Here is a 17,383-nt window from a genome sequence, read left to right as displayed (position 1 = left end):
TTTGGGTTAGTCTTGCGGCGCCCCCACAGCCGAGCCATGCGTTTCCGATGAACGAGTACCGCAGCAGCATCGTGTTTGCCACGCCCGATATCCCCTTGCGCGACGACGTGCGCCGACTGGGGGCGCTGGTCGGCGACCTGCTCGCCGAGCAGGTGTCTGCGGAGTTCCTCGACGAGATCGAAACCGTCCGCACCACCGCGATCGCGCGCCGCGAGAGCGATGCACCGCCGTCGTCGCTGAGCGAGCAGCTGTACGGCCGCACGCCGCGCGACGCCGAGGCGCTGGTACGCGCGTTCAGCACCTACTTCCAGGTGGTCAACATCGCCGAGCGCGTGCACCGTATCCGCCGCCGCCGCGACTACCAGCGCAACAGCGCCGATACGCCGCAGCCGGACGGCCTGCACGATGCGCTGCGCCGGCTCAAGGCGCAGGGGGTGAGCGCGCAGGAACTGGGCGAATGGCTGCCGCGCATCGACGTGGAGCCGGTGTTCACCGCGCACCCGACCGAGGCGGTGCGCCGCGCGTTGCTGGAGAAAGAACAGCTGATGGTCGCCAGCCTGGTCGACAACCTCGACGGCATGCGCACCCCTGGCGAGCGCGCCACCGATGCGGCGCGTTTCCGCATGGCGCTGACCGCCTCGTGGCAGACCGCCGATTCCTCGCCGGTGCGGCCGACGGTGGAAGACGAGCGCGAGCATGTCGGCTTCTACCTGACCCAGGTGCTGTACCGGGTGATCCCTGTGATGTACGAGACCCTGGAGCACGCGATCGAAGAAACCTATGGCGAGCCGGTGCCGCTGCCGCGGTTGCTGCGTTTCGGCACCTGGGTCGGCGGCGACATGGACGGCAATCCGAACGTGGATGCCGGCACCATCACCGCCACGCTCGACGCGCAACGCCGCGCGGTGCTGGACCGTTATCTGAAGGAACTGTGGCAGCTGGCCAGCCTGCTCAGCCAATCGACCACGCTGGTGGCGGTCAGCGATGCGCTGTTGGCGCAGCTGAAACGCTACCGGCAGCTGCTGCCCGAGGCCGCGGCGCACTCGCGGCCGCGCCATGCCGACATGCCGTACCGGCTGCTCAACGATCTGATGCGCGCGCGCCTGCAAGCGACGCTGGACGACGCGCCGGGCGCCTATGCCGCACCGGCCGAGCTGGAGCAGGACCTGCAGTTGATCCTCGACAGCCTGCAGGCCAACAAGGGCCTGCACGCCGGCTGGTTCGCGGTGCGCCGGCTGCTGTGGCGCGTGCGCAGCTTCGGCTTCCACCTGGCGCGGCTGGACGTGCGCCAGGAGTCCAGCGTGCATGCGCGCGCGGTCGCCGCGGCGCTGGGCGAGGACGATTGGGATGCGCGTTCGGCGCAGGACCGCGCCAGCGTGCTCGGCGCCTATGCCGGCGGCGAGCAGACCCTGCCCGCAGCGCCCGAGGATGCCGGCAACGCGCGCCTGGACGCGGTGTTCGCCGCGCTCGCCGATGCGCGCGCGCGCCACGGCGCCGATGCGCTGGGCAGCTACATCATCAGCATGGCGCACAACCGCGCCGACGTGCTGACCGTGCTCGCCCTGGCGCGGCGCGGCGGCCTGGTCGATGCGCAAGGCGCAGTGCCGCTGGACATCGTGCCGCTGTTCGAGACCGTGGACGACCTGCGCGGCGGCACCGACACGCTGCGCGACCTGCTCGCCGACCCGGTGTACCGCCGCCACCTGGCTGCGCGCAACGACGTGCAGATGGTGATGCTCGGCTATTCGGACAGCGGCAAGGACGGCGGCATCGCCGCTTCGCGCTGGGGCCTGCAACGCGCGCAGGTGGAACTGCTGGATGCGGCCGCCGACCTCGGCATCCGCCTGACCTTCTTCCATGGCCGCGGCGGTTCGATCGTGCGCGGCGGCGGCAAGACCACGCGCGCGCTGGAAGCGGCGCCGCGCGGCAGCGTCGATGGCCGCCTGCGGGTGACCGAGCAGGGCGAGGTGATCCACCGCAAGTACGGCATCCGCGCGCTGGCGCTGCGTTCGCTGGAGCAGATGACCGGCGCGGTGCTGCTGTCGAGCATGCGTCCACGCGCGGCGGACGCGCGCGAAGAGGCATGGCGGCCGGTGATGGACATCGTCGCCGAGCACAGCACCCGCGCCTACCGCAGCTTCGTCGGCGATGCCGACTTCATGCGCTATTTCCGCCTGGCCACGCCGATCGACGTGATCGAACGGATGACCCTGGGCTCGCGGCCGTCGCGGCGGCTGGGCCAGGACGCGGCGCTGGACAACCTGCGCGCGATCCCGTGGGTGTTCGCGTGGAGCCAGGCGCGTGCGGTGATCCCGGGCTGGTACGGCGTCGGCAGCGGCCTGCGCGCGGCGGTGGAGGCGGGCCATGAGGACACGCTGCGCGAGATGGCCGCCGACTGGCCGTTCTTCCGCACCTTCCTCGACGACATCGCCATGGTGCTGTCCAAGGGCGACCTCAACATCGCCGAGATGTTCTCGCGCCTGGCCGGGCCGCTGCACGAGCGCTTCTTCCCGCGCATCCGCGACGAACTCGCGCTGACCAAGGGCTGGGTGAAGACGCTGACCGGGCAGGCGTCGCTGCTGCAGCACGACCCGCGGCTGGCGTTGTCGATCCGCCTGCGCAATCCCTACATCGATCCGATCAGCGTGTTGCAGGTGGACCTGCTGCAGCGCTGGCGGGCCACCGACGGCGAGGACGAGGACCTGCTGCGGGCGTTGGTGGCCTGCGTCAACGGCGTTTCGCAGGGCGTGCAGAACACCGGCTGACGGTCGCCGCGCGGGCCCCCGCAACGGCGCTTGCCGCAGCGTTGTCGGGGGTGCCGGACGCGGTCCGGCCAACGCGGCGCTTGCAAGCGGACAAAATTGTCCGATAATCTGCGGCATGGAGATGCGACCCGATGCCGCCCAACGCCGCCGCCTGCTGCTCGACGCGGCCGACGAAGTGTTCTGCGAGCACGGCGTGCTGGCGCCGCTGGAGTTGGTGGTCGAGCGCTCCGGCTTGGGCCGGGCCACGCTGTACCGCAATTTCGCCGACCGCACCGACCTGATGATCGCGCTCCTGCAGCGCGCCCTGGACGGGCTGGAATGCTGTGCGCGCGATATCGGCGAGCGCCCCGACGGCCTGTTCCTGCTGCTGCGCGATGTCGCCGAACACATCGCGATGTCCGCGCCGCTGGCCGACTATTGGCGCTCGATGCCGCGCGACCATCCGCAGATCGAAGTGGCGCATGCGCGGCTGATGGCGATCTTGCTGCCGTTCCTGCAGCGGGCCACCGATGCCGGCCTGTGCCGCCCGGGCCTGGACGGCGACGACCTCAGTTTGTTGATGGACATGCTCGGCGCCTGCCAGCGCGGCAGCGACGAGACCGAACGCAAGGCGCTGGCGCTGCGCGGTTGCCGGCTGCTGTGCCATGCGCTGGCCACGCCCGCGGCGGCGGCGACGCTATGAGCCTGCGTCGCGGGCGAGGGCAGGGACGCGCTGCCGCCGCGATCGCCGCGCGCAACGCCCCGCAACGGCGCTGGCCGGCACGCCTGGCGCGCGCTGCGGCGGCGCTGGCGATCGTGCTGGCCAGCGTCTGGGGCGGGCTGTTCCTGGCCTACCTGCCGCATACCGGCACTCTGGTGCGCTACGCCTCGGCGCTGCTGTGGCTGGCGATGGGCGGCGCCGCACTGTGGGGCCTGCGCCATCCGCGCGAGTACCGCGTGCTGCCGTGGATCTTCGCCGTCGCCTGCGCCGGCCTGGTGTTCGGCTGGTCGCAGTTGCTGCCCGAGCAGAACCGCGACTGGGCCGACGACGTGGCGCAGCCGCTGCAGCCGCAGGTCGATGGCCACCTCGTCACCCTGCACAACGTGCGCAATTTCGCTTGGCGCAGCGACAGCGACTACACGCCGCGCTGGGAAACCCGCCAGTACGACCTGGACCGGCTGGTCTCGGCGGACCTGGCGCTGTCCTACTGGATGGGCCCGGCGATCGCCCACACCCTGGTCTCGTTCGGCTTCGACGACGGCCGCCGGGTGGTGTTCTCGCTGGAGATCCGCAGGGAACGCGGCGAATCGTTCTCCGCGCTGGCCGGGTTCTTCCGCAATTTCGAACAGGCGATGATCGCCGCCGACGAGCGCGACATCCTCGCGGTGCGCAGCAACGTGCGCGGCGAAGACGTCTACCTGTACCGGCTGAACATTCCGCGCGCGCAGCTGCGCCAGCTGTTCATGGGCTACGTGGCGCGCGCGCAGCAGCTGCAGCGCACGCCGAAGTTCTATAACACCGCCACCAGCAACTGCACCACCATCGTGTTCGAGCTGGTGCGCAAGTTCGAACCGCAACTGCCGCTGGACTACCGCTTGTTGCTGTCCGGCTACCTGCCGTCGTACGTGTACGCGCAGCACGGCTTCGTGCCTGGCTACGCGCTGGCCACGCTGCAGGCGCGCGGGCGCATCGGCGAGCGCGCGCGCCAGGCCGGCACCGGCGCCGATTTTTCGCAGCGTATCCGCGAAGGCATCCCCGGCGAAGAACCGTCCGGAGTACCCCGCTGATGCGCGCGGCATACGCGATGCGGCAGCTGGCGGCGCGTGCGCTGCTGGCCGTGGGCCTGCTCGCCGGGTCCGGTTGCGCCATGGTCACCGTGCAGTCGCGCGCGGCCGGCGATTACATCGCCACCAAGCGTGGCGACGTGCTCAGCACCGGCGAACTCAGCGACGCCAGCCAGGAAACGCTGCGCGTGGTCGCGATCGAGCGCAAGCCCTGCGAGGCCGACATCCCCGTCTGCGCCGCGCAACTGCGCACGGTGCAGGGATTGGACGAGGAACGCCGCCTGGCGACCTTGTCGGAGCTGTGGTTGCGTGTGGCGACGACGCGTACGCCGAAGGGGACCGTCGCGCTCGACGATGCGGCCTTGCAGGCATGGCTGGAAACCGCGCGCTACGCCTATGCCTACCTGTTCTATACCGAACGCCCGGCCAGCGCGCGCGCCTTCGAAGACCGGCAGACGCAGGTGCGCGACTACTACAACTACGCGGTGCAGCACGTGGCCGGAGCGCTGTTCGAACGTTGGCGCGCGCGCAGCGCCAGCGGCGAATTGCGCGACGACGACACGCTGGCCGCCGCCGGCTGGCAGGTGCGCGCGCAGCTGGACAGTTTCCGCCTGCCGGGCGGAGTGGCGCGGCCGAATGCGATGGTGCCCGCGGCCTCGTTGCGCTTCGACGGCCTGCGCAGCACCTATCGCCGCGATGGCTTCGGCGCCGAACTGGTGGCGGAAGTGTCGCCGGCGCAGGTCGGCGATCCGACCGCGATCATGGCTGTCGCGAAGCCAGGGCAAGCGGTCGCCGACACCGCCGGCTACAGCGAACTGTCGTACGCGCCGACCACCGTGCTGCTGCGCTTCGAAGGCGACAGCCTGGCGCAGGTGCTGGACACGCGCAGCGTGGTGATCGCGCCCTACGATCCATATCGCGACAATGAGGTCGTGGTGCACGGCCAGCGGCTGCCGCTGGCGGCCAATTTCACTGCCGCCTACGGCCTGTGGCTGGCGCGTTCGGGGTTCGCCAAGCAGTCGTTGCGCTCGATGCTGGGGCGCGAACACGGCATCGAGCAGCCGCACCTGTACCTGATGCAGCCCTACGACCCGAACCGGCGCATCGTGCTGATGCTGCACGGCCTGGCCAGCAGCCCCGAAGCCTGGGTCAACGTCGCCAACGAGATCATGGGCGACGAGCAACTGCGCCGCCACTACCAGATCTGGCAGGTCTACTACCCGACCAACATGCCGATCGCCTGGAACCGCGCGCAGATCGAAACCTTGCTGCAGCAGACCCTGCACGATTTCGATCCGCAGGGGCAGGCGCCGGCCTCGCGGCACATGGTGCTGATCGGCCACAGCATGGGCGGAGTGATCGCGCGGCTGCTGGTCAGCAACTCCGGCGAGCGCATCTGGAACGACTTGCTCGCCGGCCGCGATCTGAGCGGCGAACGCGGCGCGCGGATCCGCGAGCGCCTGCAGCCGCTGTTGCGCTTCGCGCCGCTGCCGCAGGTGGACCGCGCCATCTTCATCGCCGCGCCGCACCGCGGCACCTCGTTCGCCGAGGGCCGCATCGGCCGTCTGGTCGGCGGACTGATCCGCCTGCCGGTGACCTTGCTGCAGCGTTTCACCGAAGTGATGCAGGACATGGCCGACCAGGACGGCGCGCCGCAGCGCCTGCCCAACGGCATCGACAACCTGCGCGATACCGATCCGTTCGTGCGTGCGGCCGCCGAGCTGCCGATTTCGCCAGCCGTGCGCTACAACTCGATCATCGCCCGGCGCGATCCGGCGCTGCCGTTGGCCGACGCCAACGACGGGGTGGTGCCGTACCGCAGCGCGCATCTGGATGGCGCCGAATCGGAACTGGTGATCACCTCCGGGCACAGCGTGCAGGAGACGCCGCAGGCGATCCTGGAGATCCGCCGCATCCTGCATGCGCAGATCGCATCGGAGTGATGCCGTCGGAGCCGATGCGCCTCCTTGTGGGAGCGACTTCAGTCGCGACGCGCACTACCGGTAGAGCGCGTCGCGACTGTCCGGGTGCATTGTAGGAGCGGCTTCAGCCGCGACAGCCTCCATCGCCGTCAGGCCCGCCGCTTCGTTCGTCGCGGCTGAAGCCGTTCCTACAGTGGCGTTTATGGTGCGCCGGATGCCAGCGGCAAAGGCGCCGCAGCCATGCGCTCCTGCAATACGCACGTGTATGCATCACCGGCGTATCGCATTCCGTTCACCTATGAACTCCGTCACGCGTCTGTAAACATCGACGCACACACTGCGCCGCAGTTGTTAACGGGCCGTCAGTTCGCACGGCTCAGCTCCGACACGGAACTCCCCCAGATGTTCGCCCAGTTGCCGGCTCGACGCCGGCGATACGGGCAGTGCTTTGCCTTCTCCGGCCGCGGCGTCGTCGCGTGCCGGGACACCACCCCACGTCCTGATGGAATGTCCATGAACCACGCATCGCACCGCGCCAGGCCGCACCGGCTTGCCGGATCCATCGCCCTGGCCCTGAGCCTGGCCCTCGCCGCCGCCGCCCATGCCGAAGACCCCGCGCAGGAGCAGGCGCAGAACAACCCCGGCGACGACACCGCGCCAGCCGCCGCCAAAGGCAACGCGCAGACCCTGTCGACCGTGACCGTCGCGGCGAACCGCTACACCGCCGCCGACATGCAGATAGCGGCCAGCAACACCGCCAACGTGCTGTCTGCCGACGACCTGAAGTACACCGCCGTGCACAACATCGCCGAGGCGCTGGGTCTGCTGCCGGGCGTCAACGTGGTCAACACCGGGCAGTCGTATTTCGGCGGCGTCGACGGTGCCGCGCGCGGCGAGGGCATGTTCGCCTCGGTGCGCGGCCTCAACGCCGAATACAACGTCAACCTGATCAACGGCGTAAACGTCGCCCAGGGCATGCCGTACAGCCGCAGCGTACAGCTGAGCCTGCTGCCGCCTTCGGGCTTGCAGACCATCGTGTTGAACAAGACCTCCACCGCGGCGATGGACGGCGATGCGATCGGCGGCACCATCGACTACCGCACTCCCAGCGGCTTCGATTACAGCGACGCGATCGGCGGCAGCATCACCGCCAGCGGACGCATGGAAAGCCGCGCCCGCGACTACGACGAGAGCGGCCTGGGCAAGGGCGCGGCCGGCGAGTTCCACGCCAAGTTCGGCAGCGAGCACCAGTTCGGCATCTATGCCAGCGCCTACTACGACGAGCGCCACTACGTGAACAGCGAAGTGGCCAGCGCTTCCGCTGCGCGCAACGACGGTTCGTGGGAATTCGCCCGCACCACCGCCAAGGGTGCACTGGCGTCCGGCTACGACGCGGAAGATTCGCTGCAGTCCACCGGCACCAACATCGGCTATTCCGGCGGCGACACCAAGCGCTACGGCGGCAACGTCTCCTTCGACTGGCATGTGGATCCGAGCCTGCAGCTGTATGCGCGGGCGACCTACGCCTACGCCAAGACCGAGCAGAACACCGGCTACACGCAGTTCGTGCCGGCCAGCGTCAGCTACACCCAGATCGGCAGCACCGGCGTATACCAGCCGCAGATCGACCGCGTCGCGGTGCGCTACTGGTACGAGACCAACCCGGAAGTGGCCGACATCGCCACGTTCCAGTTCGGCGCCGACAAGCAGCTCGGCAACTGGACGCTGTCGCCGAACCTGTTCTACGGCTACGGCGACAACGATCGCCCGGACCACATCGAAGTCTCCGCGCGCGTGGATCAATACACGTCCACCCAGTTTCCGTACGGCGCCAACAGCTTCATCGGCTACGACAGCGAAGGCTTCCCGGTGCCGCAGCTGACCGCCGCGATGCAGAACCAGGCCGGCGACATCGGTAGCCTGTACGCGCGCCGCCACGGCCAGCTGACCAAGTCCTATAGCGGGCAGAAGAAGGGCGGCGCCAAGTTCGACGCGCGCTACGACTTCGACGAGGGCGCGCTGAGCAGCCTGCAGTTCGGCGTGAAGTACGTGGACAGCTCGCGCGAATACACCTCGCGCGACTGGACCACCGGCAAGTTCGCCGACGGCACCCTGCTGGAAAACAGCGGCCTGGTCAGCGGCAGCTACGACTCGGTGTATCCGGGCAAGTACGATTACCCGACGGTCAAGCTGAGCAACTCGGCGCTGAAGGCTTCGATCGCCAAGTACCTGACCGCGGACAGCTTCGACACCTGCGGCAGCCTGGCGATCAACAACCAGAACTGCGCGACCATGCGCGGCACCGAGGCGGTGGCCGCGGCGTATGCGATGGCTACGTTCAAGACCGGCGATCTGGAGATCATCCCCGGCGTGCGCTTCGAACAGACCCGCATCCGCAATACCTACTGGACGATGCCCAAGGACAGCGGCGGCAACGAGCTGGCCGGCTACTTCCAGAACAACCACACCAGCTACGACGTGCCGCTGCCCAGCGTGTTCCTGAACTACCGCCCCGGCAACGCCAACGCGGTGTACCGCGCCTCGGTGTGGACCAGTTACACGCGCCCGGCGTTCGTGCAGCTCGGCGGCGGCTCCAACTACGACGTGTCCAGCGACGGCAAGACCACCATCACCGAAGGCAATCCCGATCTGAAGCCGATCAAGGCGGTCAACGTCGACGTCTCCGGCGAATGGGACAACGGCGTCGGCGGCCACGCGATGCTGGCCGGCTACTACAAGCGCCTGTCCGACTACATCTACGAGAACGGCTCGGACGCGGCCAATGCCGGCACCAACACCGACACCACCGGCGTGCGCTACGTGCGTCCGCAGAACGGCGGCGACGGCAAGGTGCTGGGCGTGGAAGCGGCAGTGCGGCAGACCCTGCAGGGCATGCCGGCACCGCTGGACGGCTTCGGCATCGGCGCCAACGTCACCCGCCAGTCCACCCGTGTCGACCTGGGCATGACCGGCTTCCACGACGAGCGCATCCAGAACGCACCGGACCTGATGGCCAATGCCGAGCTGTTCTACGAGAAGGGGCCGCTGTCGGTGAACCTGAGCTACCACTACTCGGGCGAATACGTGTCGGCCTACGACTACCTGGACCAGGGCGCCAGCTGGGACGACCTGTGGGTGAAGCCGATCACCCGCGTCGACCTGCACGTGGGTTACGCGGTGAACGAGCACCTGCGCGCCGACCTGTCGGTGGCCAACCTGACCAATCGCCTGAGCTACTGGGCGCACGTCGGCCGCAACAGCACGGCGATCTCGGACATCGTCGATGCCGGGCGCACCAGCCTGCTGACTGTGAAGTACACGTTCTGAGCCGGCGGCCTGCTACAGGCCGGTTTCCCTCGCGCGTCGCGGCATGTCGCCGCGGCGCGTGTCGGCATGCATGCAGTTAACCGACACGTGGTGCGGGCGCATGATGGCTGGCGCGCGCAATTGGTAATGGCGTTGGATGCGCAGCGGATCGGCAGCGACGACGCCACGGGTGCGTCTTCCCTGCAACGGCTTGGCGACCGACTCGCCAGCGCCACGGACTCGCGCTGCAATCGGGTCGGCATGCATGGCGATGCGCGCCGTGCAGCGGATAATTCCCCCCCCTTTTTTCCTGGATCGACGATGAGCAAGCGGATGCGTTGGATGCTGTTGGTAGCGCTGGCGGCGACCGCCGGCGCGCAGGCGCGGCCTGCGCGCGAAGCGTCTGCGCCGCAATTGCAGGTCGAGCAGGTGGTGATGCTGTTCCGCCACGGCGTGCGTGCGCCGCTGGACGGCGAGGCCGCGGCGGCGGCATTGGCCGACCGTCCGTGGCCGGTGTGGAACACGCCGGCGAGCCTGCTCACCGCGCACGGCCGCGTGGCCGTGCAGCTGAGCGGCGACTACACCCGGCAATGGCTGGTCCGCGACGGCGTGCTGCCGGCCGCCGGCTGCCCTGCCGACGGCGCGGTCAGCGTCTACGCCAACACCGACCAGCGCACCATCGCCAGCGCGCAGATCCTGGCCGAGACGCTGGCCCCGGGCTGCGGGCTGCAGGCCGGGCACCAGCCGCAAGGCAGCGACGATCCGCTGTTTCGTCCGGTCGAGGCCGGCGCGGTGGACTTCGATGCGGACGCCGCGGTGGCGTCGATCCAGCGCCAGACCGGCGGCCCGGGCGCGGTGCTCGCGCCGTACGCGAAGGAACTGCGCACGATGCGGCAGATCCTCGGCTGCAGCGCCAAGGACTGCGATTTCGCGAAGATGCCGTCGTCGCTGAGTGCCGGCGCCAACGGCCGCGGCATCGCCATGCACGGTCCGCTGGACCTGACCTCCGGCACCGCCGAAGTGTTCATCCTGCAATACGCCGAAGGCCTGCCGCTGGACCAGGTCGGCTGGGGCCGCGCCACCCGCGCACGCATCGGCGTGGTGTCGCGGCTGCATGCGCTGCTGTTCGAGATCTACGCGCGGCCGCAGTACATGGCCGCGCGCGCCGGCGCGCCGCTGGCGCGGCGGGTGCTGGACACGCTGGGCGTGGCGGACGCGCCGAAGCTGAGCGTGCTGGTCGCCAGCGATACCCATATCGCCGCGCTCAGCGGCTTGCTCGACCTGCATTTCCATCTGCCGGGTTTTGGCCGGGACGATTCGCCGCCGGGCGGCGCGCTGGTGCTCGAGCAACTGCGCGACGCGCGCAGCGGCCAGCGCTACGTGCGCCTGCGCTACCAGGCGCAATCGCTAGACCAGCTGCGCGAGCTCACCCCGCTCAGCCTGCGCAAGCCGCCGCTGCTGCAGAGCCTGCATGTGCCCGGCTGCAGCGACCCCAAGACCCAGCTGTGCACGCTGCAGCAGTTCCAGAAGGTGTTGCAGGAAGCGTTGCAGCGGCGCGGCTGAGCTGGCGCCGCTGCGGCAGCAGGCGCATTGGCTGCGCCGCCGCATGACGTATCCGCGGGGTTGCCGCCGCCTGTGTAGGAGCGGCTTCAGCCGCGACCGAGCGTCACCGGGAACGTCCGGTCGCGGCTGAAGCCGCTCCTACAAAGAGCGGATCGCGCGCTGGATGACGACGTCTTCATCAGCCGCCGCCGCGATCAACCAAAAAAAACGGGCCGCGATGCGGCCCGTTTTCGTGCAAGCGCGGGCGAGCCGGCTTACTTCAGCTTCGCGTCCGCGCGCAGCGCGTCGGCGCGGTCGGTCTTTTCCCACGAGAACGCCGTGGCGTTGTGCTGCGCGCCGGTGCCGTCGGTGTAGGTGAACGCCTTCGGGGTGCGGCCGAAGTGGCCGTACGAGGCGGTCTGCTGGTACATCGGGTGGATCAGGTCGAGCATCTGCAGGATGCCGAACGGGCGCAGGTCGAAGTGCTTGCGGATCAGCTTCTCGATCTTGTCGTCGGCGATCTTGCCGGTGCCGAAGGTGGTGACCGAGATCGAGGTCGGCTCGGCCACGCCGATGGCGTAGGAGACCTGCACTTCGCAGCGGTCGGCCAGGCCGGCGGCGACCACATTCTTGGCCACGTAGCGCGCCGCATAGGCCGCGGAACGGTCGACCTTGGACGGGTCCTTGCCGGAGAACGCGCCGCCGCCGTGGCGCGCCCAGCCGCCGTAGGTATCGACGATGATCTTGCGCCCGGTCAGGCCGCAGTCGCCCACCGGCCCGCCGATCACGAACTTGCCGGTCGGGTTGATGTGGAACTTGGTGCCCTTGTGCAGCCACTTGGCCGGCAGCACCGGCTTGAGGATTTCCTCGCGCACGGCTTCGACCAGGTGTTTCTGCTTGACGTCCGGGTCGTGCTGGGTGGACAGCACCACCGCATCGATCGCGGTCGCCACGCCGTCTTCGTAGCGCAGGGTGACCTGGCTCTTGGCATCCGGGCGCAGCCACGCCAGCGGCGAGTTCTTCTTCTTGCGGACCTTGGCCTGCTGCTCGACCAGGCGGTGCGCCAGGTGGATCGCCGCCGGCATGAAGCTGTCGGTCTCGCGGGTGGCGTAGCCGAACATCAGGCCCTGGTCGCCAGCGCCCTGTTCTTCCGGCTTCTTGCGGTCCACGCCCTGGTTGATGTCCGGCGACTGCTTGCCGATCAGGTTGAGCACGCCGCAGGTCTCGCCGTCGAAACCGACGTCGGAGCTGTTGTAGCCGATATCCAGGATCACCTTGCGGGTCAGCGCTTCCAGGTCGATCCAGGCGCTGGTGGTGATTTCGCCGGCGACGATCGCCACGCCGGTCTTGACCAGCGTTTCGCAGGCCACGCGCGCGCGCTTGTCCTGGGTCAGGATCGCGTCGAGCACGGCATCGGAGATCTGATCGGCGATCTTGTCCGGGTGGCCTTCGGAGACCGACTCGGAGGTGAAGAGATAGCTGGACATCGCGGCTATATCCTTGTATTCGGATGAAAAGATGGACGCGCATGATACACGGGCGCGCGGTGCTTTGCATTGTGGCCCCGCCGCCGTTGGGCAAGGTTAACCGGTCAGCCGGCGGGGCCGCGGGCGTCACTTTGCCGTAGTCATATTGCAAGATCGGTGTCGCCGCGGGGGCCGAAGCTGTGCGCAGTCAGCAAGGGGGCTTGCCGTGCTCGCACTCGAACGTCGTCTGCAGGATCGCTACCCGCACTGGTTCGCCGGGCGCCGCTCGCGGCTGGTGCGGCCCTTATTGCGTGGCCTGCAGAAATGGTCGGGCCTGGACGCGCTGGACGCGTTCCTGGACGCCAGCCAGGAGCTGCGCGGCTTCGCCCTGGTCCAGGCCGGGATGGATTTCCTGCAGGCGCGCTATGTGGTCGCGCCGACCCCCGCCGAGTGCATTCCGGCACGCGGGCGCCTGCTGATCGTCGCCAACCACCCCTCCGGCGCGCTGGATGCGCTGGCGTTGCTGGATTGCGTGGGGCAGGTGCGGCGCGACGTGAAGATCGTCGCCAACGACTTCCTGTGGGCGCTGGAAGGCCTGCGCGAGCTGCTGCTGCCGGTGCGCATCCTCGGCGGCGCGCCGTCGCCGGCCAGCGTGCGCGCGATCGAGCAGGCCCTGGAGCAGGAACAGTGCGTGATCGTGTTCCCGGCCGGCGAAGTGTCGCGGCTAGGCTGGGGCGGGGTGGCCGACGGGCGCTGGCGCCGCGGCTTCACCCGCTTCGCGCTGCGCACCGCCACCCCGGTGCTGCCGGTGCGCATTCATGCGCGCAACTCGGCGTTGTTCTACGGCGCCTCGGCGCTGTTCAAGCCGGCCGGCACCGCGTTGCTGGCGCGGGAGATGTTCGCCCGCCGCGAGCGGCGCATTGCGCTGAGCCTGGGCCACGCCCGCGCGCTGCCGCAGGGCCAGTCCGACGCCGAACTGATGCGCGGCCTGCGCCGCGAGCTGTATGCGCTGGGCTGCGCCGGCGCCGACGCGCCCGCGCCGAGCGAGGAACCGCTGGTCGCGGCCGAGGATCCGGCCGCGGTGGCGGCGGAATTCGCGGCGCTGCGCAGCCTTGGCCAGACCGTGGACGGCAAGCAGATCCGCGTGGGCCGGCTGCGCGCCGGTTCGGCGCTGCTGCGCGAGATCGGCCGCCTGCGCGAGCTGACCTTCCGCGCGGTCGGTGAGGGCACCGGCCGGCGCCTGGACCTGGACGACTACGACACCTGGTACGACCACATCGTGCTGTGGGATGGCGCCGCCGCGCGCGTGGTCGGCGCCTATCGCGTGGCCCGCGGCGCGCCGGTGCTGGCCGAGCGCGGCCTGGCCGGCTTCTACACCGCCGGCCTGTTCCGCTACGGCGAAGCGCTGCTGCCGCGCATCGCCGCCGGCATGGAGCTGGGCCGCAGCTTCGTGGTGCCCGATTACTGGGGCAGCCGCAGCATCGACTACCTGTGGCAGGGCATCGGCGCCTACCTGCGCGACTACCCGCAGGTGCGCTACCTGTACGGCGCGGTCTCGATCAGCGCGGCGCTGCCGCGGCAGGCGCGCGAACAGATCGTGGCCTATTACGCGCGCTACTACGGCGACGCGCTGGGCGAAGCCGCCTCGGCGCGGCCGTTCGACTATTCGCAGGCGCCACCGGCGTTCGACGCGCTGGACGCGGACACCGCGTTCAAGGTGCTCAAGGGCAACCTGGACGCGCTCGGCGCGGCGGTGCCGATGCTCTACAAGCAGTACACCGAGCTGTGCGAGCCGGGCGGCGCGCGCTTCCTCGCTTTCGGCGTGGATCCGGCGTTCAACGACGCGGTCGATGGCCTGATCGAACTGGATCTGCAGCGCATCCGCAGCAAGAAGCGCATGCGCTACCTGGAACGGCCACGTAGCGAAGCAGAGGTGACGGCATGAACAATGTGAGCAGCTTGTCTCCGCCCCCGCGCCGGGCGGTGTTCGTGTCCGACGTGCACCTGGGCGCGCCGCACTGTCATGCGCGCGAACTGGCCGATTTCCTCGGCGGCTTGCAGTGCAAGCAACTGTATCTGGTCGGCGACATCGTCGATTTCTGGTGGATGGCGCAGCGCCGTGCGGTGTGGAGCGCGGCGCACCAGCGCGTGATCGATGCGCTGCACGCGCTGGCGCGCGGCGGCACCGAACTGATCTACGTGCCCGGCAACCACGACCGCCCGATCCGCCGCTTCTGCGGCCTGGCGCTGCCGGCGATGCAGGTGCGCCGGCGCGCGGTGCACGTGACCGCCGACGGCCGCCGGTTGCTGGTGGTGCATGGCGACGACTACGACGCGGTCACTCAGTTCGGCGGCCTGCAGGAGAAGTTCGGCGACTGGCTGTACTACCGCATCCTCACCGGCAACCAGCTGACCAACCGCGTGCGCCGCCGCTTCGGCATGCGCTACTGGTCGCTGGCCGACTACCTGAAGCGGCAGAGCAGCGCCGCCGAGCGCTACATCGAGCGCTTCGTCGGCGCCGGCCTGGACGACGCGCGCCGCCGCGGCCTGGACGGCGTGGTCTGCGGCCATGTGCACCGCGCCGGCCTGTTCGAACGCGACGGCCTGATCTACGCCAACGACGGCGACTGGGTCGAGAGCCTGACCGCGCTGAGCGAAGACCACCAGGGCCGGCTGCAACTGCTGTCGCATACCGGTCAGGTCCTCGAGACCCTGGCACCGCGCGTGTTGCGCCTGCCGCAGGCGGCGTGATCGGGTGATAGTTGCGACGGCGGCATTCTCACCCGCCGCCAGGCGTTACCTGTAGGAGCGGCTTCAGCCGCGACGAACGAAGCGACAACGTTTGCCAGCCTGTATGCAGTCGGGACTGAAGTCCCTCCCACAAATGCCGGGTTCGCCGTGCAGCGCTCCTTGTGGGAGCGGCTTCAGTCGCGACGAGCGGAGCGGTAGAACTTCCGGCGTCGTACGCCATCGGCGCCGAAGCCCCTCCCACAATGCGCCCAGCCGTCCTGCCGCAAGCCCCTGTAGGAGCGGCTTCAGCCGCGACGAACGAAGCAGAATGCCTGCCGACTTCGGAACCAGTCTGGTCTGACGCCCCAAGGCCACGCAAAGCTCCTTCCCATAGTGCACCTGGCCGGCGCACCGCAAATCCTGGGGGAGCGGCTTCAGCCGCGACGAACGAAGGCGACATGCCTACCGGCTTGGGAACCGGTCGGGGCTGAAGCCCCTCCTACAGTGCACCCGGCGGATTGGCCGCAAGTACCTTGCAAGCAACAGCCGCGTGACGGTTTTCTTCAAATCGCCCATGCCCCATCGCCTGCTAGCATCGGCCGATGGATTCCCTCACCCAGATCGTACTTGGCGGCGCCATCGCCGCGGCCATCGCCCCGGCCGCGCATCGCCGCGCCGCGCTGCTGGCCGGCGCCGCGCTCGGTACCGTGCCCGACCTCGATTCGCTGCTCCTGCTGCCGCTGACCCGCGACCCGGTCACGTTGATGACGGTGCATCGCAGCTTCAGCCATTCGCTGTTCGTGCTGCCGCTGCTCGGCTGGCTGATCTGGTGGCTGTACCGGCGCTTCGGTCACGGCCGCGTCGCCGCAGCGCCGCGGCGCTGGTTCTGGGCGATGCAGCTGGCGCTGATCACGCATCCGCTGCTCGACGCATTCACCGTCTACGGCACCCAGCTGTGGTGGCCGCTGCGGCCGCCGCCGGCGATGTGGTCCAGCGTGTTCATCGTCGATCCGGGCTACACCCTGTGGCTGATCCTGGCCTGCGCCATCGCCTGGTGGGCGCGCGCACGGCGCGTGGCGCAGCAGGCGCTGCTGGCCGGGCTGATCCTAAGCAGCGCCTACCTGGGCTGGTCGCTGCTGGCCAAGCACCTGGTCGATCGCGAAGCCGACCGCGCGCTGGCGGCGATGGGCCTGCAGCACGCGCCGCGCTTCTCGGTGCCGATGCCGTTCAATACGCTGCTGTGGCGGGTGGTGGCGATGACCCCGAGCGGCTACGTGATCGGCGAGCGCTCGCTGGTCGCCGACCACGGGCCGATGCGCTTCCAGGGCTATCCCTCCAACACCCAGGCGCTGGGCGAAGTACGCGCGCTGCCGGCGGTGCAGCGGCTGGCCTGGTTCAACCGCGGCTTCATGCGCGCACAGGTCAAGGACGGCGAACTGGTGCTCAGCGACCTGCGCATGGGCCTGGAGCCGGACTACAACTTCAACTTCGCGGTGGCGCGGCAGCACGGCGATGGCTGGCAGGCGATCGAACCGCGCCAATTGCAGGCTGCGTATCGCGCCCCGGTTGCGCGCGGGCAGATCGGCGCGGCGCTGGCGAAAATGTGGCGGCGGATTTGGGCCGAACCGGCCACAGCGACCCCGGTCGGTGCGCCGCCGCATTCTGGCCCAGGCTGAGCACGGTGGGCACGGCGCAGTCCTGTCGCGCCGCTGTTCGGCAACATGCGGACCATGCCTGCTCGAGCGGAGGAACGCGTGCTTATCGCGCAAGCGCGCCTATTGCGGCAACTGCGCCGGTTCGATCCCGGAAATGCCGTCCGCGCGAATAATGCAAATTCGGTGGCGGCGCTCAGGCCGCCGTAGGCAACGCAGGCGGCACGCCGGCGATC

General features: G+C 69.4%; 11 protein-coding genes. 9 read left to right on the top strand and 2 right to left on the bottom strand.

What is annotated here, in order from left to right:
- Positions 1-47 precede the first annotated feature (47 nt).
- The 5 genes from ppc (at position 48) to HEP73_RS17805 (ending at position 9,778) form a co-directional block, all read left to right on the top strand.
- Positions 48-2,765: a phosphoenolpyruvate carboxylase gene (gene ppc, locus HEP73_RS17825; protein ID WP_185820955.1), complete on the top strand. Its 2,718-nt coding sequence runs from the start codon at positions 48-50 to the stop codon at positions 2,763-2,765.
- Positions 2,766-2,880: 115 nt separating this feature from the next.
- The gene (locus tag HEP73_RS17820; protein ID WP_185820954.1) at positions 2,881-3,447 is read left to right on the top strand and encodes a TetR/AcrR family transcriptional regulator; all 567 of its coding nucleotides are present in this window, start codon (positions 2,881-2,883) and stop codon (positions 3,445-3,447) included.
- On the top strand, positions 3,444-4,532 hold the full coding sequence (locus HEP73_RS17815; protein ID WP_255423545.1) for an Lnb N-terminal periplasmic domain-containing protein: 1,089 nt from the start codon (positions 3,444-3,446) through the stop codon (positions 4,530-4,532). Before HEP73_RS17820 ends, HEP73_RS17815 begins: the two co-directional genes overlap by 4 nt.
- Positions 4,532-6,472, top strand: a complete 1,941-nt coding sequence (locus tag HEP73_RS17810) for an esterase/lipase family protein (RefSeq protein ID WP_185820953.1) — start codon at positions 4,532-4,534, stop codon at positions 6,470-6,472. The genes HEP73_RS17815 and HEP73_RS17810 overlap by 1 nt, the downstream gene beginning before the upstream one ends.
- A 492-nt stretch (positions 6,473-6,964) precedes the next feature.
- Entirely contained in the window at positions 6,965-9,778 is a 2,814-nt protein-coding gene (locus tag HEP73_RS17805) for a TonB-dependent receptor (RefSeq protein ID WP_185820952.1), read from the top strand.
- A gap of 12 nt (positions 9,779-9,790) precedes the next feature.
- On the opposite strand, the gene HEP73_RS17800 is transcribed toward HEP73_RS17805, so the two are convergent.
- The gene (locus tag HEP73_RS17800; RefSeq protein WP_185820951.1) at positions 9,791-10,024 is read right to left on the bottom strand and encodes a hypothetical protein; all 234 of its coding nucleotides are present in this window, start codon (positions 10,022-10,024) and stop codon (positions 9,791-9,793) included.
- 54 nt (positions 10,025-10,078) lie between these two features.
- On the opposite strand from HEP73_RS17800, the gene HEP73_RS17795 reads away from it, so the two are divergent.
- Positions 10,079-11,320 carry a histidine-type phosphatase gene (locus HEP73_RS17795; RefSeq protein ID WP_185820950.1) on the top strand — a complete coding sequence of 414 codons (1,242 nt, stop codon included), beginning with the start codon at positions 10,079-10,081 and terminating at the stop codon, positions 11,318-11,320.
- Between the two features lie 254 nt (positions 11,321-11,574).
- Here HEP73_RS17795 and metK read toward each other — a convergent pair whose 3' ends face one another.
- Positions 11,575-12,786, bottom strand: a complete 1,212-nt coding sequence (metK, locus tag HEP73_RS17790; RefSeq protein WP_185813843.1) for a methionine adenosyltransferase — start codon at positions 12,784-12,786, stop codon at positions 11,575-11,577.
- Positions 12,787-12,991: 205 nt separating this feature from the next.
- Here metK and HEP73_RS17785 point away from each other — a divergent pair, with 205 nt between their 5' ends.
- The 3 genes from HEP73_RS17785 (at position 12,992) to HEP73_RS17775 (ending at position 17,171) form a co-directional block, all read left to right on the top strand.
- On the top strand, positions 12,992-14,710 hold the full coding sequence (locus HEP73_RS17785) for a lysophospholipid acyltransferase family protein (RefSeq protein WP_185820949.1): 1,719 nt from the start codon (positions 12,992-12,994) through the stop codon (positions 14,708-14,710).
- Positions 14,707-15,516, top strand: coding sequence for a UDP-2,3-diacylglucosamine diphosphatase (locus HEP73_RS17780; RefSeq protein ID WP_185820948.1), 810 nt, complete (start codon positions 14,707-14,709; stop codon positions 15,514-15,516). Before HEP73_RS17785 ends, HEP73_RS17780 begins: the two co-directional genes overlap by 4 nt.
- Positions 15,517-16,097: 581 nt before the next feature.
- A complete protein-coding gene (locus HEP73_RS17775; RefSeq protein WP_185820947.1) occupies positions 16,098-17,171 on the top strand; it encodes a metal-dependent hydrolase in 1,074 nt (357 codons plus the stop codon).
- The last annotated feature ends 212 nt before the right edge of the window (positions 17,172-17,383 follow it).

Origin of the sequence: Xanthomonas sp. GW (assembly GCF_014236815.1) — a bacterium.
Classification (GTDB): Bacteria; Pseudomonadota; Gammaproteobacteria; order Xanthomonadales; family Xanthomonadaceae; genus Xanthomonas_A.
This window is presented reverse-complemented; position numbering and strand designations above follow the sequence as displayed.